Source organism: Nostoc sp. ChiVER01 (assembly GCF_034531155.1).
GTDB lineage: Bacteria > Cyanobacteriota > Cyanobacteriia > Cyanobacteriales > Nostocaceae > Nostoc.
The window spans coordinates 321,081-348,041 of record NZ_JAVRBS010000005.1; the positions used below are offsets into that span (position 1 = coordinate 321,081).

A 26,961-nucleotide genomic window follows, 5' to 3' on the forward strand; every position below is an offset into this window, starting at 1 on the left:
GTGGTATAGGCGGCACAGGCAGTACTGGTACAAGTGGTACAGGCGGTAGTGGTATAGGCGGCACAGGCAGTACTGGTACAAGTGGTACAGGCGGTAGTGGTATGGGCGGCACAGGCAGTGGCACCACAGGCAGTGGAGCTACAGGCAGTGGTACAACAGGCACTGACACCACAGGCAGTGGAGCTACAGGCAGTGGCACTACAGGCACTGACACTACAGGCAGTGGAGCTACAGGTAGTGGCACTACAGGCACTGACACTACAGGCAGTGGTACAACAGGCACTGACACTACAGGTACTAATAGGAATGCAGGCGTCGCAGCTTCTGAAAGAACTAACGATCGCGGTTTCGATTGGGGTTGGCTAGGTTTACTTGGTCTAGTCGGTTTAGTAGGTCTAGCTCGTAATCGTGAAAAAGTGCGGGCTTATAACGATCCTAATGAAGTAACAGGTACTCGTTCTAGATAGTATTCACCAACACTGTAATAGCTACAGAACTGTTGTTTGTTTCAACTTCAGGCTATTACAGTGCTTAAACCAGATGTATGTGTAGGGGCGCAATATCAATAATATTGTGCCCCTATAATGAGATACCACTCGCTCAAGTAGAGCTATTGTTTTGCCCAATGAAGATTACATTTGCTAAAACTTGTATTTTTGTTAACTCACGCACAAGGCGTTGAGCTTGATGTTTATAAAGTGGTATTGGCAAAACCCCAGGCAAATTATTCATCCATTGCCTAGCACTAGCCGAACTACATCCTGTAATCAAAACTATTTCTTGGGCGCCATACATAATAGCATTTGTAGTCAGAGCTTTTTCAATCTGTACGCTCCATTGGCGAGGCAGCATTTCACCCCATTCAATTCGCTGCAAACTACTGCTTGTGGCTAAAACAATCAAGCGATCGCCAGCGTAAAGCTTAACATCATACCAGGGCATTAAGGAGTAATTGTCTTGCTGATATTTCTGGTAGAGAATCGGCACAACACCATACCCATAAGCTATTTCAGATAAAAGCAGCCCATTGAGAGTATCGCCATCTTCAATTTTGTATTCCGTCACCATGACTATTTGCTCGCTCAAATGAAACAAGCTCAGAACATTTTCTCCAAAGGCAGCACAAGCAAAGACTTCTGCCGATAAAGCCGCGCCACACAGAACTTGAGCATAGGGAAATAGAGGAGCAATATTATCGCTAAAATGACGATCTTGAGAACGGATAATCAAGCTAGTGGCGGGGTTTATTGCATGAGCCATCAAACCAATTTCCAGATTTTCCATATTATCGTCCCCAACTAAAACGATGCTTTTAGCACGAGAGAGATTCACCTTAGTTAGTGCTTCGGTAGCATTGTCAACAATAAGGGGCATATCTGGTAAAGTGTTTTGGTCGAGAGTGGTACTATGAATTCCTACTAAGGGCTGGTTGAGTTCTTGCAAAAGTGTAGCCACTCTCTGTCCCAAGCGATTTAAGCCAATAATCACCACATGGTTATTTTGTGGTATGGGAGGGCGAGAATTAAAAAAATGGAATCTTGAAGTGACAAGAGCATCAGTCAGCAGTGCGTATAATACTCCTACGAAAGCTTGACCTATTAACGTTAGTCCCAAGCTAAACAACCGCAACCACCAAGGCATCTGTTCTGAAGGTTCTGATTGCGATGAAAACTCGACACCGCCAAATAAATCTCCGTATCCTCCCAAGAGCAAAACTCCTGTCGCATAAAAAGCTTCTTGCAAAGTAATATGAGGATAATACAAGCGGTAAAGAACTATTCCAGCCAACCACAGGATGAGTACAGTAATCGCATAAATTGTCGCAATTCGTCGGATTTGATTTTGGTTTTGGTAATAAGATTGCCAAAATTGCGCTATTTTATCCTTGAGATTTTTCGCTGTGATGCCTTGGATAAACTGTTGCCACTGCCACCTTTGGTTATGAGATTTCCGATGTTGCTCAGATAAAGCCAAATCGTATGCAATATCAATGTAAACCAGCGTGTCTCCTACCTGCACTTCCGCCTCTGGGTTCCAGCCAAACAATTCTTTGAGTGGATTAGATGAAGCAGGTATGTGACTCAAAATGCGCCGAGTTGTCAGATTCAGTCTATGTACTGGCTTACCATTACACCAGCTATCCTTCGCTTGTACCTGGTGCTTTATCACTTGCAATAGTTGCCCTTCTAAGGTAAAGTAACCAATAGCTTCAGAGCCGAGGGCTGTTAAAGCGAAAGCATAAGCTGAGAGATGGGTAGGCTCAAAGGCAACAAAATTGCCGAGATTTTCCCACAAGAGTTTGTTAAAATTTTGTTTGTCAGAACGGACAATCAGGCGAACGTGTGGATTGAGTCGCCGTGCTGCAAAGGCGGCTTCTATGTTTATCCGCTCATTTCTGGTAACTAAAAGTATTGACCGACACTGCCTTATATCTGCTTGCTCTAAAACACTTGGCTGGCGGCAGTCTCCTATAATTAACTTTTCTAGTAAGCTAGGTACTTCTGGAACTTCCCAATGTTCGGACTGCTCATCATCAATAGCGCTAACTTTAACATCGTATTCTTTTAGGACTGCAACACAATGTTGTCCTAAACTTTGGAGTCCGCATACTAAGAAAAGGTCTTGGGGCTTTTTTTGATTGCTGCTAGGAGGGGAATGCACTTTCTGTTGATAGCAGCATTCAATACTGCTAACAGTATGTGTTTGCTAGGATTATACAGCAGTTTTCATTTTTCACGACAGTAAACTAGCAGAATTTACATCTAAAAATAACGTCGCTTGGGATTGTTGACGGAGAATAGAAGCAGGACAGTCTGTACTTATAGCTCCTTGCAACATTTGTTTTACCACATTAGCTTTACGTGTTTCTGGAGCCAGACAGATAAGTTTTTTAGCTGAACAAATTGTTGGGATCGTGACAGTAAAAGCATATTGAGGAACAGTTTCTAGATTTGGAAACTGACCTGTGCTTACTTGTTGCTGACGGTTCACTGTATCTAGTTTTGCAAGTTTTACGCTGTAAGGATCTTGGAAATTTGCTACTGCCGGATCGTTAAAAGCCAAATGTCCATTTTCGCCGACACCAAGACAGCATAAGTCAATTGGTTGTGCAAGGAGTAGTTTTGTGTAGCGATCGCACTCTGCCACTGGTTGCAATGTATCCCCCTCTATATAGTGAAATACTTTAGGAACAACCCGCTTCTCTACACGTTCTCGCATATAGCGCCGGAAACTTGCAGAATGGTCAGCAGTAATTCCCAAATATTCATCTAGATGGAACAGAATAATCCGTGACCAATCTACGCCACCCAATGTAATCAAGGCATCAAGAAATTTAAGTTGGGAGTTACCTGTTGCTAACAATACAGCAGCTGTCTCCTGAAGATTAAGAACTTGCTGTAAATGCTTTTGCGCGATTTCGGCAACATCTTGAGCCATTTCGACTTCAGAGTTGTAAATCTGCACTAGTAAATCATCAACGCGAAAAAAGTTTGGATCGGCTAGCATTTGCTTACATTGAAGGTTATCAATTATACGGTAGTTTGTTGAGAGGCCCTACCTATCTGCCTTGACATGGCTTATCCACTATAAGATTTTAGGATTTAGCAGATTAATTTATAGCTTTTTGCGCTGTATAAAAGCAAAAAAACAATGTAAACTATTTAAATTAAGTTAACAATTATTTACATTTTACCCAAAAATTATGCTGGCTGCAATTCTCTTTGACCTAGACGGCACTATTGTCAACACTGACCCGATACACTACCGTGCTTGGCGGGAAATGCTGTTAAATTACAGCATAGAAATTGATGAAACATTTTACAAATCTCGAATTAGTGGGCGGCTAAATCCAGAAATTGTTAAGGATATTCTGCCACAATTATCAACAGCAGAAGGGCAAAAATTTGCAGATGAAAAAGAGGCGCTTTTTCGCAAACTCGCCCCTGATCTAAAACCATTGAGTGGATTTTCTGAACTACTAGCATGGACAGAGATACATCAGTTAAAGCGGGCATTAGTAACTAATGCCCCTAGATTAAATGCAGAATTTATGCTAGAAGTTTTGGGAATAAAAGAAGCTTTTGACTCAATTGTTTTAGCTGATGATTGTATTGCAGGTAAACCTGACCCTGCCCCCTACCAAGTCGCCCTGGGTAACTTGGGGATTACAGCAGAGGAAGCGATTGCTTTAGAAGACTCTCCCTCTGGTATTCGTTCGGCAGTGAGCGCAGATATCCGTACTATTGGCATCGCCTCCACCCACGATCCCCAATTTTTACAGGAAGTTGGCGCATTTATGGCAATTCCCGATTTTACTGATTTGCAGTTGTGGACATTGCTTAACTCACTCATTGAACCAGATTTGAGTGCGATCGCTTCTAACTCATAAGCGCAAAATCTGAGAACATCAAGAGTAGAAACGTGATGTTGACTCGTTTCTACTTATTTTTCTGCAAGAATCGCGTAAATTTCCCGTTTAACTTGCTCTAGAAGCTCACGCACCCGATTTATCCGCTCCATATTGCCACTACGAGCAACCTGCACCACAACAGCAGCCAATTCTGTTGCAGCATTTCGCAACTCAATAAACTCTTGAGGTTTACCTTTCACAAAGCTTTTGAAGGTGTCCCAAGGAGAGTCTGAAGTTTCTTGTTGGGCGCGTTCTGCCAATAATTGTCTACCCTCATCGGTGATCGTGTAAATCCGCTTGCCACCTTCCTGGGCGCTCTTGAGATAACCACCTTCCTCCAGCAATTGGAGTGTTGGATATACTGAGCCAGGACTGAGGCGACGGAAACCACCATAGCGAGTTTCCGCATCTTTAATTAGGTCATAACCATGACTAGGATGCTCGGATAACAATTCCAGCAGGATGAACTTGATATCACCCCGACGAGTCCGATATTCATCTCCCCAACCACGACCAAACATTTCATTGCCAAAGTGTTTCTCATGTCTACCATGATGCTTGCCATGCCCAAACCATGACCTGACAAACAATAAATCGTCTTCGTTAACTCCTGCCCATGCAGGTGCGCCAAAACGTGACCGAAAGTGTCTAAACATAAATGAATCTCAAATCAACTTTCTCTAATATACGATATATCGGAATATATCGCGATATATCGGAATTGAATTTTGATGAAGATTTTTGAAGTAAACAACTATACCAACATTACAAGCAATGCCTGTGGCGAGCTACGCCAATGCAAAACTGACGAAAGCCTCGGACAGTCTTCGCTCACAGACTTCCAGAAAATAAATTATCCAATTTACTCAAATAATATTTTTCTTTCTCCCCCTGCCCCCTGCCTAACACCGTGATAGGATATTTTTTTAATTAGAAGTCCCTTAAGCTGTGCGTAAACGTTCAATATCCCTGATCGGCGGCGCACCGAACATGCGGGAATATTCGCGGCTAAATTGTGATTGGCTCTCGTAACCCACCTGATAGGCAGCATTTGCCGCATCGAAGTTTTCGGCAAGCATCAGGCGACGTGCTTCTAATAGTCTTAATTGCTTTTGATATTGAAGCGGACTCATTGATGTCACTAACTTGAAATGGTGATGGAAAGATGAAGGAGACATACTTGCTTGCCCAGCTAGCTCCTCAACTCGCATTGGCTTTGTAAAATCAGCCTTGATGAGTTTTATCACCTCGGCGATGCGCTGCATATTACTGCCAGATGTCGCAATCTGGCGAACAGCTTCGCCCTGTTCACCCAATAAAAGGCGATAATAGATTTCGCGGATAATCAGTGGTGCAAGAATCGGAATATGCTGTGGCGTATCCAAAAGTTGTGTAAGTCTCATAGCGCAATCGAGCAATGGTGCATCGGTGTTGCTGACGAATAAGCCCCTAACAGAGTTTTCTTTTCTACTCGTGCCTGGCGTGGTTTGGGCAATAATATCACAGAGTTGAACTGGGTCTAAATTCAGCTTGAATCCTAAATATGGCTTGTCTGGTGTGGCCTCTGTAACAAATGCACTTAGCGGCAAATGAACCGAGACAACAAGATATTGAGCTGCCCCATAACAATAAGTTTCCTCACCCAACAATGCTTCTTTTTTGCCCTGAACAACTAGGGCGAAAACAGGTTCATAAACACTGCATATTGACGTGGAAGCGGAAGATTCCCGCATAAACTCTAGCTGATTTATATCTGTTTTATGGATACCGTTTCCCTTACTGTCAGTGTAACGAGTTAGTAATGCCGCCAGTTCTTTACACTCATTAACGGCCGCGCCGTGCTTTAGTATTTCAACCGTCATGCTGGCTTCCTGATTGATTTAACTATTTTTATTTGCTCATTATAAAGAATACTTATCTATTTACAAAACATGATTTCGGAGTATTAGGCAATAATGTGCGAGCTTTGTGTATTTAAAACTCAGCTTTTCAACCATATTATGAGCATATCAAAGGAAACAGCGAAAGAATAAGGCAATGACAAAAATTGCATTAGTAACTGGATCGAGCAGAGGGCTTGGCAAAAATACGGCTTTGGCTCTTGCCAAAAAAGGGGTTGGTGTCATCGTGACGTATCATAGCAACGATGAAGAAGCCAAAAGCGTTGTATCTTCTATCGAAGAGATTGGCGCTCAAGCTGTTGCACTGCAACTGGACACTTCAAACACTAAAACCTTTGACGGTTTCGTGGAGCAAGTCAAGCAGTCACTTCAAGACCAATGGCAAACAGAACATTTTGATTTCCTCGTCAATAATGCAGGTATTGGTGTTTATGCGTCTTTTGCAGATACGACCGAAGACGATTTTGATCGCTTGATGAATATTCATGTGAAGGGTGTTTTCTTCCTGACACAGAAACTTCTCCCTTTGATAAATGATGGGGGACGTATCATCAATATTTCGTCTGGTCTTGCTCGTTTTGCCCTGCCAGGTTATGCAGCTTATGCAACCATGAAGGGGGCTATAGAGGTTTTGACCCGATATATGGCTAAAGAATTGGGGCAAAGACATATTACTGTGAATGTAATAGCCCCCGGCGCAATTGAAACGGATTTCGCCGCCGGTGTGGTGCGTGACAATCCTGAGATTAATAAATTCATTGCTTCGCAAACAGCTTTGGGGCGCGTCGGTCTTCCTGATGATATTGGAGGTGCGATCGCTTCTTTGCTTTCCGAAGAGAACAGATGGGTTAATGCACAGAGAATTGAAGTCTCTGGTGGCGTATTTATTTAATAGGACTTACGCACACTCTACGAATTCTTGGCGTTCTTGGCGTCTTGGCAGTTCGATAAATTAAGCTTTTCGGCAATTTTTGCGTAAGTCCTGTTTAATTCAAACCAACCTAAATAAAAAGGAAAATAACCATGTTAAACGTAGAAAACAAAGTTATTGTCATTACTGGAGCCAGTAGCGGTATCGGTGAAGCCACCGCTAAGTTACTCGCCAAAAACGGTGCAAATGTCGTTTTAGGGGCACGACGCACAGAAAAGCTAGAAAAAATTGTTGAAGATATCCACAATGAAGGCGGCACAGCAGAGTTCAAAGCCGTAGATGTCGCCAATCGTGAGGAGATGAAAGCATTCATTCACTTCGCTAAAGACAAATTTGGTCGTGTCGATGTCATCTTTAACAATGCAGGCGTGATGCCCTTATCGCCGATGAATGCCCTGAAAGTTGAGGAGTGGGACAACATGATTAACGTGAACATCCACGGCGTGTTGAATGGTATAGCTGCTGGTCTACCCATTATGGAAGCACAAGGCGGTGGTCAGTTTATCAATACCGCGTCCATCGGCGCACATGTGGTCGTGCCTACTGGCGCGGTGTACTGCGCGACAAAATATGCTGTCTGGGCTATATCCGAAGGATTGCGTCAGGAATCAAAGAATATCCGCGTGACAACAATATCCCCCGGTGTGGTTGAGACTGAACTCGGCTCTGATATCACAGAGGAGTCGGCAAAAGGTGCTTTGAAAGAATTCCGCAAAATCGCACTGACCCCAGATGCGATCGCTAGAGCCGTTTTGTATGCTGTGTCCCAACCGGATGATGTCGATGTCAATGAAATAATTGTCCGCCCAACAGCCAGCGCATTTTAACGCTGGAGAATATCAATCATAAATAGACAGATCGCACATTGAAGCAGAAATGGGTACTGTCAATTAGGCATTGAAAAGAGGCAGAGGGGCACGGTGCTGCTCTTGCTGAGGGGAAAACTCTTCTCCTTTGTTTCCTGCCCTTTTCTTTTGGTAATAGCGATCGCTGCAATTATCCCACTCCAGAGTAGCAGTTAGAAAAATACTTGTATTATTAATTGCATTTTATTGACTCTCACACCTTAAGTTTTTAATAAATATAAAGTGTCTATAGGAATCGGATTTAATTTTTGAATCACTTCTAGAGGTAAAGGATTGGGAACTGGGAAGAAGGAATAAGGGTGTGCTGAGTTTTGTTCAAAAATCAAATATGAGTTTTATATATTAACAATATATTTACTTAGTATAAGGCTTTAGCATTTTCCAATCTAGATTTCAAGCATTTTTAAAAAATTTCTCCTAAAAATCAATTATCCAGTAAAAATACGTATGCATATTTAAGGCTTCTGACTATATGAATAGTAGAATTAGCCCATACAGGAGAAGACAGTGACACTCTTAAATCAAGCTCAAGTAGAGCAGCTAAAGGAAGTAACTACACACTTGCGACAAGTAAGACAACAAAAATCTATATGCATAGAAGAAATAGCTGCAAGAACACTTATTAGAGCAGGTGTTTTGCAAGCTTTAGAAGAAGAACGATTTGAAGAATTACCTGAACCTATTTTTGTTCAAGGATTCATCCGTCGCTATGGAGATGCTTTAGGACTGGATGGAAATGCTTTATCACATACTCTTATAAGCAATGTAGTCTGCCAAGACTCCAAGAAGAATCAGAATAATTCAGGCAACAAATCAAATACGTATATACCTCTTGTTGTTACCTATATTCTCTTATTAGTAGCTGCATCTGTTGGTCTTTTACATACACTTAATCCATCAGAAATTACATCAGAATCCCTGACTCCAAAAGTCAATAGTCAACAGTCAATGGTCAGTAATCAGTGAATGGGGAGTGGGGAGTGGGGAACAGGGAGCAGGGGGAGATGAGGGAGATGAGGAAGCAGAGGGGAAAAGGGGACAAGGGGACAAGGTGACAAAAGTTTAGAACTTCCAACAAGTCTTTTCCCTTGTCCCCAATTCTCAAGAGTCCCCAATTCCTCTTTCCCATGCCCAATGCCCAATGCTTATTTTCAAGATATTTGCGGTTTACGCAGATGCCAAGTAGTGGATTGCTCATAAGCGTAAGCTACTTGAAACAGTAGGTCTTCTCGCAGGACATTGCCAATTAGCTGTAATCCTATAGGTAGCCCCTGATCGTCAAAACCACATGGCAAACTTAAACTAGGTAAACCAGCAAGATTCACAGGAATAGTCATCAAGTCATTTAAATACATGCTCAAGGGGTCGGTAGTTTTTTCCCCTGCTTTGAATGCTGTAGTGGGAGATGTGGGACAAACTAACACATCAACTAAGCCAAAAGCCTTTTCAAAATCTCGCTTAATCAGGGTGCGGACTTTTTGCGCTTTCAGGTAGTAAGCATCATAATAACCAGCCGAAAGTGCGTAAGTGCCAATCATAATTCGGCGTTTAACTTCTGTACCAAAACCTGTGGCACGGGTACGAGTGTACATCGATAGCAAATTATCTGCATCAGGGGCGCGATAACCATATTTAACACCATCGTAACGAGCTAGGTTTGCTGACGCTTCTGATGGGGCAATGATGTAGTAGGTGGGTAAGCCATAGCGAAAGGTGGGACAGGAAATTATATGAATTTCTGCTCCCAAACTTTGTAGTTGATCTACTGCTTTGGTAACAGCTTGTTCCACTACAGAGTCTAAACCTTCACCAAAAGTTTCTTTGATGATCCCAATTCTTAGCTGACCTCTAGGTTTAAAGTCTGGTTTTAAGCTGGCGGCGTAGTTGGGAATGGCTACTTTGAGGCTGGTAGAGTCTTTGGGATCATAACCTGCGATCGCACTTAATAATATTGCCGCATCTTCTACTGTGTTTCCAAATGGCCCAATTTGATCCAAAGACGAAGCGTAAGCCACCAAACCATAACGAGAAACCAAACCATAAGTGGGTTTCATCCCCACCACACCGCAAAAAGATGCAGGTTGCCGAATCGAACCGCCAGTATCAGAACCGAGAGCAACCACACATTCTTGAGCCGCCACCGCCGCCGCAGAACCCCCCGAAGAACCACCAGGAACTCGTGACAAATCCCAAGGATTAGCCGTGACTTGGTAGGCAGAGTTTTCTGTGGAACTACCCATTGCAAACTCATCCAAGTTGGTTTTGCCTACCATTACCGCGCCAACATCTGCCAGTTTTTGCGTCGCTGTTGATTCATAAGGCGGCACAAAATTTTCCAAAATCCGGGAGGCACAGGTAGTAGCAATTCCCTTGGTACACATATTGTCTTTAATCCCAACAGGAATGCCTGCTAGCAGCCCAATTTCTTCTCCCGCAGCAATTTTCGCATCCACAGCACCTGCCTGCTCTAATGCCCGTTCTGCGGTAACACATAAAAAGCTGTGTAATTTCGGCTCTAACGCTTGAATGCGCTCTAAAGCTTCTTGGGTAATTTCAACGGCACAACGTTCTTTCTTAACCAGCTGTTGGTGCAACTCGCGGATGGATGCCATGATTGCTCTCTTTGTGACTCAAGTCATTGATTTTAGTACATATTGGTCGATATTGGGTATTGGGCATTGGTCATTAATCAATAATTCTTCTCCCCCTGCCTCCCCTGCTCCCCCTGCTCCCTCATCCCCACTTCCCACTCACTTTACTTCCAGTACACTCTTCCCTAAAGATTGGCAAATAACATCATTTTGCGGTGTATGGATACGGCTACACAGAACGTCTCGGTAGTGTCGCTCTAAAGGATTCTTTTTTAACAGACCAGGATTACCAGTCAGTTCTAAGGCAATCTCTACAGCACGAATCGAGTTAGTTGTGGTGAGATATTTAACAGCTTGTGCCTGTAATCCTACGTTAGGCTCATACTCGCCCCGCTCAATATCTTGAGCCAAGCTATAAATCAATCTATTGTTAGCAAACAGCAGTGCTTCTATCTCACCCACAGCAGTTTGGAAGCGTGGCAGAGTTGCCAGTGGCTCTTTGAGATTAGAAGGCGATCGCTCCCAAAGATATTTTACCAGCCAGTCTCGCGCACTACTAGCAACACCTAGATATAAAGCACTTATTGTCAAACTGCCCCAAGTGGAAATTAGAGGATCAAAGGATGGCGCGGTTGATATGGGGTTAATATTCAAAGCATACTCTCTGGGGATTAATACATTCTCCAAAATGAGATCGTGGCTGCCTGTAGCTCTCATCCCCAAGTGATCCCAGGTTTCGATAATTTGCAAACCAGGCAGACCGCGCGGAACCAAAAAATTTCCAACTCGTGGTTCATCCTCAGTTGTCCGTGCCCAAACAACAAAGTAACTGAGGATAGGACTACCCGTAGTGTATTGCTTGTGGCCTGTTAAACGCCAACCCTCTGTTGTTGGCTCGGCAATTGTAGCAGGCAATCCACCTCTAGCTGGCGTTCCTAACTCAGGTTCAACACGGGCAGCATTGAGCAAGGCAATACCTTCAATTGATTCACGGCACAGCCGTTTATATACTTCTGGATGCCAGCGACGGCTACGGGCTGCATGGGCATGTTGGAGATAGTGCATTGTTAGTACTAGCGCCGTGGAAGCATCGCCACGCGCTATCCCTTCAATCACTCGGCAGATAGTTGCTAACCCCAAATCTTGACCACCTAATTCGCGGGGAATGGTGAGGCTAAGTAATCCTGCTTCATGCAAAGCTGTAAAATTCTCGAAAGGAAAGGAACCCTCTTTGTCATGTGCCCCTGCACGGGTGGCAAAGTCTTTCGCTAGAGCCTCTACCTGGTCAAATATATTATTTGGGAGAGTTTCTAAGCTTTTGGCTACAAAGGTGTCTGGCACTGCTTGCTCCAACTGTGACATAAATATTCCTTTAAAACTCACTTTACTACTGAATCCCATACTGCGAAAAACTGATGTTCCTGCAAACTTGAGATGCTTTCATCGGAGTTAAGCGATCGCAACTACTTGTAGCCTAAACCCTACTTTCTTTTCTGCTTCAGCATCTGACCTCAAACTCAGGTCTTTTGGTGATTTTTGGAATACTACTTAAAGTCGCTCGAATTTAAGTAATTAGTAATTATTACACAAACAGCTTTCTTAGAGCAAGCCAAGCATCCGAATTTACGTTTGATTTTGACTTGCCTTGATTGGATCTATGCGTTGTTGATGTTTTGACAATTGTTCAAACATTTGTATTAAGGCTAACTGCATTTCTGGCGTAAATTCCAATGTGCCAGAACGTAGATGTAAATCTAACTGAGGGAAAGGGATTTCAATTTGTCTTTGCTGTAAAGATTCGTAGATATTGTAGTATAAATCACTTTTGAGCAAGAATTGTTTATTAGGTTCCGCAGTCCATACTAATAACTCAAAATTTAAGCTGTTGTTGCCAAACTCTTTAAACAAAACTACAGGAGAAGGAGCTTGTAATACATTAGGATGCTTAGAGGCTGCTTCTAACAGAGCAGCTTGCACAACTTTGGGATCTGAACTATAAGCAACGCCAAGGGGAAGATGAAGGCGAGAAATCGGGTTGCGGTGGCTCCAGTTGATTACTTCTTTTTCCAAGAAACGAGAGTTGGGTACAATGATTGAAACGTGGTCAAGAGTACGAATCTCGGTACTTCTTCCACCTATTCGCTCGACAGTACCTGTATATTCCCCAACTTCCACAAAATCTCCCACCTGAATCGGACGCTCAAATACTAGTACTAAACCACTGCCAAAATTCTTAGCAATATCCTGTAAACCAAAGCCAATTCCAACGCTTAAAGCACTTGCTAAGATTGTCAAAGAGCTAATGTCAAGTCCCCAAATTTGTAGCAATACCAGTGTGCCAATAAAAATTAGACCATATTTGAAAAGTATTACTATTGCTTCTTGAGCGCCACGATTTATTCCAGTAAAAGATAGAACGCGAGAGCGTAAAAAATTGGTCAAAGTTCCAGCAAAGATCACTAAGCCGAACAACAAACCAATCAAAATTATTAATTCAGTAAGAGAGTAAGGATTCTTGCCTAATGTCAGAATAGGTGAGGTGAAACTGGTGATCAGGATATTTGAAATTTGGTAGCTCCATTGACGAGTGAAAGGAAAGAGATTAGTGATATAAAGAATGGCGCTTATCCAAAGTGCGATACGCATACTCGCCAACACTAATTTGAAAAATAATTCTAATAATTTTAGTGGTTCTGAATTCGGTATCTCATTGTTAAGAGTAGTTAAGCGTTGTGAAGCTGCTCGGAAAAAGCGATGCTTAATCCATCCTAATAGCCAAGTGAATCCGGCAGTGATAAGTAAAATTACTACTGCTAGAAAAGTTGTTTGTTGGAGATAGGTTTTAGTTCGCTCTAAGCGAGCTTCTTGTAACGCTTCTTCAATTTGCCGCCCCCAGATGCTTGCCTGCTCATCAACTGTGCTACCCGGAACAGTATCTTGTTCTGTAACTGTTAATAGATAGCGATTATTTAGCAAAATAGTAGGTAGCTGGTTACGTTTTTCAATTTTGACTTGAATAGATTCAGAAGATTTAATCGCATCTTTTAGTTGTGAGTTGATTAAATTTGTCCGTTCTTGAGCGCTATACCGGCCAGAATCGCTGATTTTAAAAAGCTGTTGCCCATCCAAAATCACCGGAGCTTTATTTAATGCTTGAGCAACTACAGGAGTGAACCAGATAAACAAAACAAAAGTTAGTACTGCAATGAAAATATTGAAATATTTTGATGGCAGTCGCAAACGGTGATAATAACGCATTAGGATTTTAACAAGATAATTTTAGTCTAGCTAATTAATATTAGCTAGATTTTGTCACAATCAATTTTTTACCATAAAATAAAACCAATATAGCAGCAATCTACTTTGAGTTTTTAAATTACTCGCTTGCTGTGCCTTGGTGTTCGCGTTAGCGTTTTTGAAAGATAAGCCTCTCTGCAAAGAGAAGCTTCTCGCATAAAAGTGTAGCGCAAGTGCGATAAATAGAGAGTAGGGAATGGAGAAGAAGCTTTCTCAGAGGATACTTATTTTTTACAAAAATCAAATACGGCTTTTATAAAAATAACTTGATTTAGAGTTATATAACTGTTAACTTGCGGTAAGCCAAGGAAGGATTTATGTATTATTGCAGTGCCACAAAGAAGCGATGCTCTTGATTCATTTGTAATTGTTGCGATCGCTTTGTTCTAGAGGCAAGCCATCCAAATTCCGGTTCCTTAACGATGCCTGCGCCTACGCTATTCTCCGGCAGCAAGGGATTAGAGAGAAAATATCAAAGGTATAATTCTTATGCATCTTCCGAGAGAAGCCATTTAGCTGAAATATTTGTCATAATTCCCAGTAATTGCGGTTACATAGTTTTATTCATGTAATTTTAACACCCTAATTGAATATGACAACTTGATATTAAAGGAGAGTTTTTTATGTCAGTCCAAAACTTAGAAGATTTTTTTCACACACAATTAGTTAAACACGGTGTGAACTACAACTTGGCTGCACAAGCAGCTAAAATATTGGCTTCTGGCAAACCTGATGAGCTATTAACAGCAGAAGAGAAGTATTTGGCTACAGAAGTTTGTCAGCAGTGGTTTAAACAGCGTCAACGTCTAGAGCGACTCAATTCTATTTTATAGAAGTGACTAGGAAGATTTAGTAAAAATTGTGACTTTAGTTATATACCTTAAGGAGAAATTAGCCTTGAATATTTATCTCTAAAGAAGAATGAATAGAGTAGATTTGCAGAGTTAATTTAGAGCAGTAAAACAACAATGATTGAGCTTCCGCTCAATTTTGCAAAGTCCTTTGAGCATAGCTGCGCTTACCGCCTCCTTTAGAGAAGGCGATCGCAATTAATATAATGATGCCAGTTAATTAAGTGGACAAAACAGGTAAAGAACACGTCTTTGACAAAACTTGCAATTAGGCATTATACAATCAGCACCCTCTGATTATACAACGTTATTTAGTTTCAACATTCTTGAACCTATCCCACTAATAATATTTGTGCTACAAAGCTTAAGTTAATTGAGAACTGAAAACGAAAAATCAAGGTTTTCAAGCACATTTTACGAAAAGAAGTAGGGATTTTTAGAATAGTGGGATAGGTTCTTGCAACTTTGTTTAAATGCGATCGCTCCTATCATTTCAGATATTTCTAAAGGTTATAAATTACCCTATTCTCAGCTAACCATTGCTTCCGCTCAAGATAATCTGGTATAATATATGCCACCCTATGCCAAAATGCGGTGCTGTAATGCGGTTTAATGACTAAGCCCGAATACTTAAGATTTAAGATATAAATAAAAAAGTCCGTGCTACATATATTGCAAAGCACAGGGTAATTTTCCTAAGCAGACTATTAAGTTTGCAGTAGTAGTTTTCAACCATAAAGTTGCCGTTGCGACAAAGTTATGGGTAAAATCACACAGCGACATTAAATTTATGAATGTATAAAAATGGACGTAACTGGATTCGAACCAGTGACCTCTACGATGTCAACGTAGCGCTCTAACCAACTGAGCTATACGTCCTTAACCACACAATTATCAACAATAACACATACTTTCTTGATTAAGCAAGATAAAGGTGTAAATCCATCTTATAAGCGAAGTCCCATTCGAGTAGGGTGTATGATCGATAAGGCTATTCGGTTCTGGTAGGGAGCAGCTACCAGAGGTAACGGGGAAAGTTCGGTGCAAATCCGGCGCTGTCCCGCAACTGTAAACCCATTTGAGATGTAATCTAGCATCCCAAATAGAGTAAGTCAGGATGCCCGCCGAAATAGATTTATCAGTTCCACATATCTGCGAGTTACAGATGACTACTACTGTAAATATTTCTCCGACTAGTCCCTTGGGTGTTGCTGATCATACTTTATTTGTTTGCAAAACTTGTGCTAGCGTTTGGCAAGATGGAAAACGCTTAGGTGAAAGTGGCGGTGAAAAACTTCTATCTCAACTTCAGCAACTTGCACAAGATTGGGACTTACGAGATCAATTCCCAATTCAGGAAGTTGAATGCATGAGTGCTTGTAATCGTTCTTGTGTAGTTGCCTTTGCTGCTAAAGGCAAATTAACATATTTATTTGGTGATTTAGCTGTTGATGGTAGTGCATCTGCGGTACTAGAATGTGCTAGTCAATACTATACCAAAGCAAATGGTTTACTACCTTGGTCAGAGCGTCCAGAAGCGCTGAAAAAGGGCATTTTGGCAAAAATTCCACCTTTATCTTAATGATGCGTGTTTTGATTCTGGGTGGTACAGGAGATGCCGCAGAAGTAGCTGCCAAAGTCTCGACTATCCAAGGGTTAGAGGCAATTACGTCTCTAGCTGGGCGCACCCGGGAACCATCAGTACCGTTAGGCGATTTACGGATTGGAGGCTTCGGTGGTGTGCCTGGATTGGCTAGCTATTTGCGAGTCATGCAAATCGACTTATTAATTGATGCAACTCATCCTTTTGCTACTCAGATTTCTTTTAATGCGGCGGATGCTGCAACTGAAGTCGGAGTACCCCGTCTGATGTTAATACGCCCACCTTGGGAAAAAGCAAGTGGCGATCGCTGGATTGAAGTTAATAGTGTTGAAGCCGCCGCAGCATCTCTAGCAAACCAGGCACAGCGAGTATTTTTAACAGTTGGCAGGCAAGAACTCGCCGCCTTTGCTCACTGCGAGAAAATTTGGTTTCTGATGCGGATGATTGATCCTCCTACCAATGATGCTTTAGTGCCACCGGGAGTAATATTGTGCGATCGCGGGCCCTTTACCCTCAATAATGAAAGACAAATCCTGATTCATAACAAGATTGATACCATAGTAAGTAAAAATAGCGGTGGCGATGCAACAAAGCCCAAGATTATTGCAGCGCGAGAACTGGGCGTGAAGATTATTATGATAAATCGTCCAGCCATACCGCCAGGGGAGCAAGTTACTCATGTTGATGGTGTTTTGGCATGGCTATTTGACAAGTTGCACGACTAGTGTAATGAAGAAAAAGCCACCGATCAGAATCAAAGCCACTTCTTTCTATCCAGCATCTCAAATTTAAAAAAGAAATCCTAGTATTGCGTGTAGCGTCTCGCAGAGAAGGAGCGTCAGCGGCTTGCCGCAGGCTACCGCAAAGGCACAGAGAACACAGAGAGAAAGAGAGAAAATTCTAAAACTTGGTTTACTCAGCAAAATTGGGTTGGTCGAGTGTTTAGCAGTGCTAAGATTTCCCTTTAGGAATTGACCCTTCAATTCCTTCAACATACCAATCCATCGCCAGTTGTCTTTGATCATCCAAAACCTTACCTTTTGGCACTCGCACCACCCCTTTTTGATCTTTTACCGGGCCATCAAAAGGATGTGCAGTACCCTGAATAAACTCATCGCGCTTCACATTCACCAGTTGTTGCACATCCCCTGGAATTTCCTGATTCATTGGGGAAATATCCACCATTCCTTGACCAATTCCATCCCAAACCTCTTGAGATTTCCAAGTATTACTCATTACAGCCAAGGCTTTATCTGTATAGAATTTGCCCCATTTGTTAATAGCTGATGTTAGGTGGGCATTTTGACCAAACTTACTCATATCAGTGTTGTAGCCAAAAGCATAAATGCCTTTCTCCTGTGCCAATTGGACAACAGCACCAGAATCGGTATGCTGCGCCAGTACATCCGCACCTAAATTAACCAAAGCTTGAGCCGCTTCTCTTTCTTTATCTGGATCGTACCAACTTTGTACCCAAAGTACCTTAACTCTTGCTTGGGGATTTGTTAGCCTTACTCCTTGAGTGAATGCACTGATTCCCCGAATTACTTCTGGAATTGGGTATGCGCCAATAAAACCTACTATATTTGATTTTGTCATCTTGCCAGCAATCATGCCGGTTAAGTAACGCGGTTCTTCAACGCGTCCCAAATAAGTGCCAACATTGGCAGCACGTTTGTATCCTCTACAGTGTTCAAAGACAACATCACTAAAGTCTTTGGCAACTTTGATTGTTGGGTTCATGTACCCAAAGGAAGTTGTAAAAATCAACTTATTACCATCTAATGCGAGTTGCCGAATCACTTTTTGGGCATCAGCACCTTCGTTGACATTTTCCACAAAGGTAGTTTTTACCTTATCTTGAAGATTGGCTTCCATGTCTCTGCGACCTAAATCATGGGCATAAGTCCAGCCGAAATCACCCACAGGGCCGGCATAAACAAATCCCACCTTCAGAGGTTCATTTACCGCCACAGGTGATGCTGAAGGAGATACCTCACCCTGCAATTTGGAATTTTTGCCTTGAATGCAACTAGTTAAGGTAAAGCTAGATCCTGCTAAAGTGACATACTTTAGAAAATTCCGACGATCCATATTTTATTAATAGGTTTACCTGTTAAAAAGATTTTTATGATTGCTGGTAATGGCAGACACGGTTTAGGTTAGCTATTTACTTAATTTTAACTGTATCTGCGGCTGGCGCAAGTTCATAAACGCGTGCAAATTACCTGTGCTGGGTAACTGAAACCAATCACCGATCACGTAAGAGAATACAAAGGCAGAGCTTCAGAAAGAGTTTTGCCACTAATAAAATTGTGAATTTCTATCTCTTAAAATTAGGCAGTAACATTTTAAACGCCGTTTTCTCTTGAAGATGCCTATTCGTTACATACATTAATTACATAGCGTAAGAAGCGTACTGCTTCAACAGCCCGGCTCACTTTGCTGCGATAAGAGGAACCATGCCGAATTTCACGGAGGTTAATTGCCTCTTGAATAAGTTGATGCCACTTTGGTGGAAGATGCACCAATGCATATCGACCAGCCTCAGTTTTGGAGAGGATTTCATGCTCTCTCAACGCGTAAAACAGACGCAGAATGCCAAGCACAGCCCACTGAATACCAGTATCTGTTAATAAATATGCTACTTTACTTGGCGATCGCGTCCAACTCACCCAATAGCTGTTGAGATTTTCCTTCATTTTTCTTTGCAGCAGATTCCAATCGACTGTAAATGCAAGGTTTTCTGGTGGAAGTCCAATCAGACAAATGCCTCGATGTTTCAACACCCACCAAGTGACTTGGTTTATGTCATGATATCCAGCAGAGTGCAGAGCGCTGTCATGATAGTAGGGATAAGGAGCAATTTCTTGTTGCTCACGCCCTAAATCTTCCCTTAGCAAATAACTTCCTTCTAGTTTCCACTGTGGGTAGCTCAGTTCTAGTTTTTTATGGACTGCTTTTAGTATTTTTACCTCGGATGTTGTAGCCCGTCGTATGAGAATAGTAATAAAATCAATGTCACTCAAGTATGGGTTAAAGGCATTAAGCGCAATAGATCCATGAATATAGCAGCCTTCTATCAGACCCGGAAGTTCGATTTCTAATGACAACAAATAATCATTTAATACTAGACGAATACATTCTGGGATACGAGTATCCATATTCCACCTCGTAGCTTTTTATTATTCCAACTGAATATAGTCAGGGGCAGGGGAATGAAGAGACAAATTTAGTATTTTTTACGACCGTTATAGCTCTAAATACACTTATTTCTTTGTCTTTTCCTGCTTCCCCACTTACAAAATCGCATCGCTCCCAAGCAAAGTTATACCAATTCGCAATTCGCTTTTTCGCCCATTCGCAATTAAAAATTTTAGATGCAGCAAGACTTTCCTGATTTACATCTGTTGCTTCATTTTGAATAATTGGTATTATTTAATTCCCTCAAAAGCTCAAAAAAGACTTGTGTTCTGCACGAAAGTATTTGTGTACACCGTAGCTTTTAAAACTAGAGAGACTTTAAAAAATTTTCTCCCTTCCCCTACGCGAACGTAGGGAAGGGGGTTAGGTCAATTGTTAGCTTTTCTACATAACATGAAAAGTCAAGTATTAACCAGGTACAGATTGTGGATGATTTTTATTACGTGGCATATAGTGATCTGAAGTTAAATCGAACAACAATAAAAAGATAGAGGGATAACAATGTTTAGTTATTCTAGCCCCGCGATCGCCACATATCTTAATATTGCATCTCCAATAGCAGCTTGTGTAAACGGTAGCAAAGTTGCGGTCATTAATACTGAGGGTATATGGGAAGTAGAAGCTGATGGCAGGAAAAAACTAATTCCAAACTCTTATCAGGATGCTCGTGACTGTGCAGCTATTGACGGTAAGACTTATGTTCTCGCTGTTCCAACAGGATTAGTCAAAATAAAAACTGATGGAACTACCCAAAAAATAGTTAACAGTCCTGTATCATCAAGAACAAGAGTTAAGTTTTTAGATGGCTTGGTTATTCACCAGTCTGTAAATACTCTATCGATATATGATACCGGCCTCAACTTTAAAGCTAAACGTAGCTTTGAAGTAACAGAGGTAATGGATTTTGAGTACAAAAATAAGTATCTCTACGTTAGTGGTTTTCAGCAACAAAAGCGGTCAGGCATTCCAGTACAAATTGCTTTTCTTTACCGAATGGGTTTTAATGGCACAAGTATATTTGGTTTGCCAAATTTGCAAGGAAGTAACCAAGGTAAGCTTTGGGGTTACAGTCCTGCCAGTCTTGTTGACAACATGGCAGATACCCGACTCAACAGATTACACATCTCTGGAAATAAACTCTACGTACTTGGTTCCGTCTATGGGGGTAATTCAATCTTTAGATGGAATGGTAAAAACCTCTTAACAGAAACTTTGATTACTACAGATAAATATACTAATGCTGCCCAAACTCGTGATGAGACAAAAGTTTACACAGGAGTTGTTGATTTAACCTCATTCTCTGTTGAACGCGGGCAACTAAGTATTACAAGACTTCCTTCAACAGGAGGATTGGGAGACGGTAATAGCAATTTCCCTAAAACTATTTACTCAAATGGCAGTGATATTTTTGTTGGTTCTAGTGCTGCTTACGCAATTCCCAATAGAGATAGCCAAACATTTTTAGGTAAACTGATTCCACCTTATCGTGGCGATGCAAGTTTTTTAGTTTTTCCGACTAATCTCAAAAGTCGCAAAGCTTGGATAACGCCTGGTAATGGTGAAATCTTACTATTTAATAGTAAGTTTGCAATCATCAAAACAGGTAAAGTTAATAATTTGTCTACAAATTCAGGAACCGCCCAAAGCCTACCAACAAATACTTATTTTATTAAGTTTTGACACGATCGCAATGAGAACACCATAGGCATTGCTATAGAGAATTTTCACAAAAAGATATACCATTTTTGGTAACAGGAAGGGATAGCTCACTACTCCTCATCTTTTAAATTCGCGTAAGCGATGTATGGTGTCAAGCTTGATCGTTAGCAGCGTAGGTTAGCTATGAAATTATTTCCAATTGGTAACATTTGGAACACTCATAATTTCTTACTTCTTGATTCGACTTTAGATAAATAAGAAGTGGTTCACTTGGATTTTCTATAAACCACTTCTTATTCGTCCAAACCAAAAAAATTAGTTAGTAATGGCAAAATATTTAAAGCCAGCTTTTTGATAAAACTGCGATCGCAGCTTGATAAAGTTTGATTAGCTAACAAGAAAAAGTGAGTTGGAAGCCGTCCCTTGTAATTTATGTAAATATACATAAAAAATCATTATAAAAAATTCATTTTTTACCTAAAAACTTTGACAGTATAATAAGTTTTGATAATTTTTAATTTATATTGATTATTTTCAACCTGGCTTTGGGCAAAAAACCTTGTAAGCATCTAAATACTCAGGGGATTTGCACAGTGAAAGTTAGGGTGACATGAACAATAGAGCAAACCAAAGCCATGAAAAATATCATGTAATACAATATTTCTGTATAATCAACCGAATGTTGATTTTCGTTGCAGAGATGTTTCTATCACGCAGCCTTTATGCTGGAAAGGTAATTCTGCGGTTGTTGCAAAATTTACAGCGTATCAGACTTTCGTGGCTAAGGTTTAGACACTCACCTGTGAAAACGCAAGCTGTTCCTCTACCTGAGAATGAAGCAGAAAGGCTCAAAGTATTAGCGGCCTACAATATTTTGGATACCTTACCTGAAGAAGCATTTGATGATTTAACTGCTCTTGCTGCTTACATTTGTAAGACTCCAATAGCTTTAATTAGCTTAGTTGATGCCGATCGCCAATGGTTTAAATCTAAGATTGGACTAAAAGCTAAGGAAACACCCAGAGAGTGGGCTTTTTGCTCCCATGCCATTCTTCAACCAAATGATATATTAGTGGTTCCCAACGCCATCAAGGACGATCGCTTTACTAACAATCCTCTAGTCAAAGGTAGTCCCAAAATTCGTTTTTATGCTGGTGTCCCTCTGATTACGCCCGATGGTCTTCCAATTGGAACGTTGTGTGTTATGGATACCATTCCTCATCACCCAAGTTACCAGCAGTTAGATGCACTGCGCCGCCTAAGTCGTCAGGCGATCGCTCAGATGGAACTTATTCAGGAAGTTCGCAACCGTAAACAAGCAGAGATCGAAGGAAGACAGTTATCCCTAACTGATGAACTAACAGGTTTGCATAACCGACGCGGCTTTTTCCTGATGGCTGAACAACAGTTAAAAATTGCTCACCGGACGAGAGTGTTGTGCTGGGTTATCTTCATTGATTTAGATGGGCTAAAACAGATTAACGATACCCTTGGCCACGACATAGGAGATGCCTTGATTGTTGATGCTGCTCAATTACTCAAGCAAAGTTTTCGGAACTCGGATATTGTCGCCCGCTTAGGTGGAGATGAGTTTGTTGTTTTCATCTCCAGCTACTTTAAGGACGCTGACAGTATCCAAGAGTGTTTGCAAACAAATATCGCCAACTTTAATCAACAGCAAAACCGTAACTATGAACTTTCGATGAGTATCGGGATAGAGCGTTACTCAGCAGAAAGCAATATGTCACTAGAACAACTAATCGCCAAGTCTGACGAATTAATGTACGCTCATAAGCGTCTCAAGCAGCAATCTATTGGCTGAAGGGAACTCCTCTCTGGGGATTCAGTAGATAAGAGGAGTGCTGATGAAAATCGATATTGGTTATAAAACAGCAGGTGTTAGCTGAAATTGCCTCCAAAGTGCTAATTTACAACTTGGCTGCCATGACTGCGAGGATCATCTTGATTAGCCGTTGGTGCTACTGGGGCTGAAAATTTGGAAACTTTGCCGCTAGCTTGAGCATAAGGAAGAGACGAACCATTAACCAAAGCTTCTAAGTTGCTAGCCATAATCGTCCGGGGTTGATCGCCGATCGCTTCAGCTATGGTTTCCCCTTGCTGACTCAAAAATACAAAATGAGGAATCCCATCTACCCGATATTTCAACATCTCTGGTAGCCACTTGGTATTATCCACATTTAGCATCACAAAATTCATCTTGTCAGCATACTCTGTTTCCAGTTGAGTGATATCTGGTGCCATTTTTTGGCAGACAGTACACCAATCAGCATAAAACTCTACTAGAGATGGTTTGCCATTGCTGATTGCTACTTCTAGCGGTGTGGACGTATCACTTAACTTGGCTAGAGTTGCCGAGGTTGTTTCAGTTCGCAATCCTAAGACGAGGGCAACGCTAAGAGCGATCGCTACCATTACAATTAAAAAGTTTCTCAAACGCTTCCCAAAGTTAGATTCAGGCTTATCGGGAGAATTAACAGGTGAATCAGTACTCATAACAAAATTATTAAAACTTATTAAGCAATTTCTTCTTCAGTTTAGCTGACTCCAGCCGCTCTTAAATACGTAATTTAATCTTAAAAATGGGTATTACAAATAAGTACTTAAGATGAAATAGATTGTAAAGAATGATTTTAAGCTTCAAAAATACCAGTGCTGTGTGTGCCATATTTTTATTAGTCAGCGTTGGCAGCTTTCACACCTCAGCCATAGCCACTGTCAATAAACAGTCTCAATTGATAGTAAAGCAGAGTAAAACCCAGCCACACCCAGTTTTTAAATCTATTTTGCCCAAATTAAAGCAGAAGACTCAGATTCGTATTTTATTGCCGAAGTTTATTCCTGAGTCAGATGGAGAAAATCCAATTTACGCGATTATAGAAGCTGCTACGCAAAAAAAGTACGAAATTTTACTGGGTTTCAGTCCCAATTGTACGGGTGGAACTGCCTGTCGTTTGGGCGTTGTTTATGCTGAAGCTGTAACTCGCAAAACACCCCGCCTTAGTGGTAAACCTGTATCCTTAGCTAAAGGCATCACTGGGTATTTTGTGGATTCTACTTGTGGTGCTAATTGCTCAGATGCTACTTTGACTTGGAGACAGCAGAGGGTGCAATATGTTGTTGGTTTGAAAGCAGGCGATGGCTGCGCCAACGTCTGCGACGAACGCACTTCTTTGATAAAAATGGCTAATTCTGCGATTAACTAATTCTGTAGGTTTCAGTCAAGAGATTTTCTAGGAACAAATAGAGGTTGATATTTAAGGAAATCATTATGGTAATATCAACCTCTGCTGTTCGTGGATCATTCTAATAGTCTAGCGATGTATCACCAATATCTAACCAAATTTAGTAAATAAATATACTTAATATTTACACAACGCACAAAAAATATTTCAACTTTTGTTTGCTCTATTCTCTTGTATTACATGAATAATCGATGGCACTAAAGAAACAACTATAATTAATCCAATAATCGGCAATAAATACTTATCTACCTGTTCAGGTGGCAGAGATTTTCCTAAGAAAAACCCTAATATAGTGATGCCGAATGTCCAAACAAAGCCACCGATTAAGTTGTAAGACATAAATGTGCGATAATGCATCGCACCAATCCCAGCCACAATCGGCGCGAAAGTCCGTACAATGGGTAAAAAACGTGCTAAAACAATCGTTTTTTTACCGTGCTGTTCATAAAAGTTTTGAGTTTTAACAAGATGTTTTTTATGAAACAACCATGAATCTTCCTTTTGAAATAGTCTTCTGCCAAATTTATGCCCAGTAAAATAACCAACATTGTCACCTAAGACTGCACAAACAAAAGCACCAAAAATTAAAACCCAAATGTTCAGTAAATTCTGAGATGCCACAAATCCAGCAGTGAACAATAAACTATCCCCAGGTAGAAAAAAACCAATTAACAAGCCAGATTCAGCAAAGACAATCGCCCACACTCCAAAATAGCCAATTGATTTAATCAGTTGTGGTAAATCCAGATGCATAGAATTTTTTAGCTTTCAACAATAGATCCACAACATCTTAACGTTTAGCAATTTTCCTGAATAAAAAGTAATATTAAATTTACGTAAAGTTATTGTGTAATATTTGGAAATATAGTGACAGATGGTACATTTTGGGTTAATTAGGCAAGATGCAAAGATATTTGAAAGTAGTAAGACTATTTTGGAGTGCTGCGATCGCAGCTGAGTTAGAGTATCGGATTAACTTTTTCATAGCTACCCTCAGCAGCTTGGGAAATCTTGCGGGTAGCCTCTTTGGATTATTCTTGTTTTACCGGAAAGGTTATACTTTTAGTGGCTGGTCATGGGACGCAGCCTTAGTAGTTCTAGGAATTTTTACCTTACTACAAGGATTTTCTGCTACTTTTCTGGCGTCGAACTTGAATCGCATTGTCCGCCATGTTCAAGAAGGCACTTTAGACTTTATATTATTAAAACCTATCCGCAGTCAGTTTTGGCTTTCCACCCATACCCTGTCACCTTGGGGACTGCCAGATATAATTTTTGGTAGTATTATTATTGGCTACGCAGGTAAACACCTCGGTGTAGGGATAGACGACTATCTACTTGGTATGCTGCCGTTATTGTTCAGCTTTTTGATTCTGTACAGCCTGTGGTTTATGCTCGGAGCAATGAGTATCTGGTTCGTTAAAATATACAATGTTACCGAAGTATTACGTGGTTTGTTAGAAGCTGGACGATATCCCATCGCAGCATATCCTAGTGCTTACCGCTTTTTCTTCACCTTTGTAATGCCAGTAGCATTTTTAACTACTGTACCAGCCCAAGCCCTACTGGGTCGGAGTGACATTAGCTGGTTAATAGGTGCAGGAATATTAGCAGCAGCGTTGTTTTTCGCTTCCACTTGGTTTTGGCGATTTGCGTTGCGGTTTTATACCAGTGCTTCGAGTTAGAGAGCTACACAAACGCCTTTCAACTAAATGTAGAGCGACAAATAATTTGTCGCTCTGCATCTTGTCGGTTAACAAATTAAATGTCGTCTTAGCAAATTATTGTCGCTAAAATATTTAAGGCTATAATCCTCACTGCACAATTATTATAGCCTTTTTGACTTCCATTAAACTTTGAAAATTATTTAACAAATTGAATGTCGTTATCTAACAATGCTTCGGACAAAATTAGGCAGCAATAACCCCGTAAGAACGTAGGTTTTGATAGTTAGGATGGGATTTAATTAAAGTTGGCGAGAGTCTTAACTTTGAAATAAAGGTGTCGAGCAAATGGTCATTGAGTGCGCGTCGCTTGACACTGGCCATTGAAAAGACAAAGGGTTGTTGGCTCAACTGCTGTCGATGAGTATCGAGCTTGGCAATATTGAGGGCAGTAAAACTAGCATTGAAATGAAAGTCAAGTTTTTTGACATCACGGGCTTGACAATCACTGAGTCCGGTGAATTGTTTAGCATCGCGGAAAATAAATTCGATTTGAAAGCGTAGTTTGTAGAAACGATAAATCTCGTCTGCCGATTGGTTGATATCTGTCGAGAATAAGACAGCATAACTCGGTTTATTAGGCTTACGATGGTCAAGTACATAAGCTAGTGGTTTGTCTCATAAGTTCTGCTGGGTTAGAATTGAAACAGAGAGTTGAGC

At 41.1% G+C, this 26,961-nt stretch carries 24 protein-coding genes, 1 tRNA gene and 1 riboswitch; of the genes, 12 read left to right on the forward strand and 13 right to left on the reverse strand.

The genetic code is table 11. The features are described from left to right. A partial coding sequence (locus tag RMY00_RS36135; protein WP_416212057.1) for a WGxxGxxG-CTERM domain-containing protein occupies nt 1-467 on the forward strand: 467 nt, incomplete at its 5' end. Between the two features lie 133 nt (nt 468-600). On the opposite strand, the gene RMY00_RS09875 is transcribed toward RMY00_RS36135, so the two are convergent. Then, on the reverse strand, nt 601-2,661 hold the full coding sequence (locus RMY00_RS09875) for a potassium channel family protein (protein ID WP_322647358.1): 2,061 nt from the start codon (nt 2,659-2,661) through the stop codon (nt 601-603). 72 nt (nt 2,662-2,733) lie between these two features. After that, the gene (locus tag RMY00_RS09880; protein WP_322647359.1) at nt 2,734-3,507 is read right to left on the reverse strand and encodes a glucosamine-6-phosphate deaminase; all 774 of its coding nucleotides are present in this window, start codon (nt 3,505-3,507) and stop codon (nt 2,734-2,736) included. Between the two features lie 196 nt (nt 3,508-3,703). Between RMY00_RS09880 and RMY00_RS09885 the strand changes: the two genes are divergently transcribed. Beyond that, entirely contained in the window at nt 3,704-4,390 is a 687-nt protein-coding gene (locus RMY00_RS09885; RefSeq protein WP_322647360.1) for an HAD-IA family hydrolase, read from the forward strand. A 53-nt stretch (nt 4,391-4,443) separates the two neighbouring features. Here RMY00_RS09885 and RMY00_RS09890 read toward each other — a convergent pair whose 3' ends face one another. Together RMY00_RS09890 and RMY00_RS09895 are read right to left on the reverse strand one after the other, a co-directional pair. Next, nucleotides 4,444-5,067: a PadR family transcriptional regulator gene (locus RMY00_RS09890; RefSeq protein WP_322647361.1), complete on the reverse strand. Its 624-nt coding sequence runs from the start codon at nt 5,065-5,067 to the stop codon at nt 4,444-4,446. 285 nt (nt 5,068-5,352) lie between these two features. Next, a complete protein-coding gene (locus RMY00_RS09895) occupies nt 5,353-6,273 on the reverse strand; it encodes an AraC family transcriptional regulator (RefSeq protein WP_322647362.1) in 921 nt (306 codons plus the stop codon). Nucleotides 6,274-6,448: 175 nt separating this feature from the next. On the opposite strand from RMY00_RS09895, the gene RMY00_RS09900 reads away from it, so the two are divergent. The 3 genes from RMY00_RS09900 (at nt 6,449) to RMY00_RS09910 (ending at nt 9,075) form a co-directional block, all read left to right on the forward strand. After that, complete coding sequence (locus RMY00_RS09900; RefSeq protein WP_322647363.1) at nt 6,449-7,204, forward strand: SDR family NAD(P)-dependent oxidoreductase; 756 nt, start codon at nt 6,449-6,451, stop codon at nt 7,202-7,204. A gap of 131 nt (nt 7,205-7,335) precedes the next feature. After that, the gene (locus tag RMY00_RS09905) at nt 7,336-8,070 is read left to right on the forward strand and encodes an SDR family oxidoreductase (RefSeq protein WP_322647364.1); all 735 of its coding nucleotides are present in this window, start codon (nt 7,336-7,338) and stop codon (nt 8,068-8,070) included. Nucleotides 8,071-8,616: 546 nt separating this feature from the next. Continuing rightward, on the forward strand, nt 8,617-9,075 hold the full coding sequence (locus RMY00_RS09910) for a helix-turn-helix transcriptional regulator (protein ID WP_322647365.1): 459 nt from the start codon (nt 8,617-8,619) through the stop codon (nt 9,073-9,075). Between the two features lie 185 nt (nt 9,076-9,260). Here RMY00_RS09910 and gatA read toward each other — a convergent pair whose 3' ends face one another. The 4 genes from gatA to RMY00_RS09930 all read right to left on the reverse strand — a co-directional run bounded on the left by gatA (nt 9,261) and on the right by RMY00_RS09930 (nt 14,451). After that, the gene (gatA, locus tag RMY00_RS09915; protein ID WP_322647366.1) at nt 9,261-10,721 is read right to left on the reverse strand and encodes an Asp-tRNA(Asn)/Glu-tRNA(Gln) amidotransferase subunit GatA; all 1,461 of its coding nucleotides are present in this window, start codon (nt 10,719-10,721) and stop codon (nt 9,261-9,263) included. A gap of 138 nt (nt 10,722-10,859) precedes the next feature. Continuing rightward, nucleotides 10,860-12,062, reverse strand: coding sequence for an acyl-CoA dehydrogenase family protein (locus RMY00_RS09920; RefSeq protein WP_322647367.1), 1,203 nt, complete (start codon nt 12,060-12,062; stop codon nt 10,860-10,862). A gap of 261 nt (nt 12,063-12,323) precedes the next feature. Further along, the gene (locus RMY00_RS09925) at nt 12,324-13,958 is read right to left on the reverse strand and encodes a mechanosensitive ion channel family protein (RefSeq protein ID WP_322647368.1); all 1,635 of its coding nucleotides are present in this window, start codon (nt 13,956-13,958) and stop codon (nt 12,324-12,326) included. A gap of 361 nt (nt 13,959-14,319) precedes the next feature. After that, nucleotides 14,320-14,451 (reverse strand): hypothetical protein, encoded by a 132-nt coding sequence (locus RMY00_RS09930; RefSeq protein ID WP_322647369.1) that lies wholly within the window; start codon nt 14,449-14,451, stop codon nt 14,320-14,322. 169 nt (nt 14,452-14,620) lie between these two features. On the opposite strand from RMY00_RS09930, the gene RMY00_RS09935 reads away from it, so the two are divergent. Beyond that, entirely contained in the window at nt 14,621-14,830 is a 210-nt protein-coding gene (locus RMY00_RS09935; protein WP_322647370.1) for a hypothetical protein, read from the forward strand. 823 nt (nt 14,831-15,653) lie between these two features. Here the strand turns inward: RMY00_RS09935 and RMY00_RS09940 are convergent. After that, nucleotides 15,654-15,727: transfer RNA gene (locus RMY00_RS09940), tRNA-Val, on the reverse strand. 100 nt (nt 15,728-15,827) lie between these two features. Beyond that, a riboswitch (cobalamin riboswitch) is annotated at nt 15,828-15,992 on the forward strand. 21 nt (nt 15,993-16,013) lie between these two features. Here RMY00_RS09940 and RMY00_RS09945 point away from each other — a divergent pair. After that, a complete protein-coding gene (locus RMY00_RS09945; RefSeq protein ID WP_322647393.1) occupies nt 16,014-16,430 on the forward strand; it encodes a DUF1636 family protein in 417 nt (138 codons plus the stop codon). Nucleotides 16,431-16,432: 2 nt separating this feature from the next. After that, nucleotides 16,433-17,176, forward strand: coding sequence for a cobalt-precorrin-6A reductase (locus RMY00_RS09950; protein WP_322647394.1), 744 nt, complete (start codon nt 16,433-16,435; stop codon nt 17,174-17,176). Between the two features lie 226 nt (nt 17,177-17,402). Here the strand turns inward: RMY00_RS09950 and RMY00_RS09955 are convergent, their stop codons facing one another. Together RMY00_RS09955 and RMY00_RS09960 are read right to left on the reverse strand one after the other, a co-directional pair. After that, on the reverse strand, nt 17,403-18,545 hold the full coding sequence (locus RMY00_RS09955) for a BMP family ABC transporter substrate-binding protein (protein ID WP_322647371.1): 1,143 nt from the start codon (nt 18,543-18,545) through the stop codon (nt 17,403-17,405). Nucleotides 18,546-18,829: 284 nt separating this feature from the next. Next, nucleotides 18,830-19,615, reverse strand: coding sequence for an aminoglycoside adenylyltransferase domain-containing protein (locus tag RMY00_RS09960; RefSeq protein WP_322647372.1), 786 nt, complete (start codon nt 19,613-19,615; stop codon nt 18,830-18,832). 541 nt (nt 19,616-20,156) lie between these two features. On the opposite strand from RMY00_RS09960, the gene RMY00_RS09965 reads away from it, so the two are divergent. Both RMY00_RS09965 and RMY00_RS09970 read left to right on the forward strand, forming a co-directional pair. Further along, complete coding sequence (locus RMY00_RS09965) at nt 20,157-21,335, forward strand: hypothetical protein (RefSeq protein WP_322647373.1); 1,179 nt, start codon at nt 20,157-20,159, stop codon at nt 21,333-21,335. Between the two features lie 589 nt (nt 21,336-21,924). Next, nucleotides 21,925-23,136, forward strand: coding sequence for a sensor domain-containing diguanylate cyclase (locus RMY00_RS09970; protein WP_322647374.1), 1,212 nt, complete (start codon nt 21,925-21,927; stop codon nt 23,134-23,136). Nucleotides 23,137-23,237: 101 nt separating this feature from the next. Here the strand turns inward: RMY00_RS09970 and RMY00_RS09975 are convergent, their stop codons facing one another. Further along, complete coding sequence (locus tag RMY00_RS09975) at nt 23,238-23,828, reverse strand: thioredoxin family protein (protein WP_322647375.1); 591 nt, start codon at nt 23,826-23,828, stop codon at nt 23,238-23,240. 131 nt (nt 23,829-23,959) lie between these two features. Between RMY00_RS09975 and RMY00_RS09980 the strand changes: the two genes are divergently transcribed. Further along, on the forward strand, nt 23,960-24,538 hold the full coding sequence (locus tag RMY00_RS09980) for a hypothetical protein (protein WP_322647376.1): 579 nt from the start codon (nt 23,960-23,962) through the stop codon (nt 24,536-24,538). A 186-nt stretch (nt 24,539-24,724) separates the two neighbouring features. On the opposite strand, the gene RMY00_RS09985 is transcribed toward RMY00_RS09980, so the two are convergent. Further along, a complete protein-coding gene (locus tag RMY00_RS09985) occupies nt 24,725-25,330 on the reverse strand; it encodes a DedA family protein (RefSeq protein WP_322647377.1) in 606 nt (201 codons plus the stop codon). 149 nt (nt 25,331-25,479) lie between these two features. Between RMY00_RS09985 and RMY00_RS09990 the strand changes: the two genes are divergently transcribed. Next, nucleotides 25,480-26,262 carry an ABC transporter permease gene (locus tag RMY00_RS09990; RefSeq protein WP_322647378.1) on the forward strand — a complete coding sequence of 261 codons (783 nt, stop codon included), beginning with the start codon at nt 25,480-25,482 and terminating at the stop codon, nt 26,260-26,262. Nucleotides 26,263-26,961 lie beyond the last annotated feature (699 nt).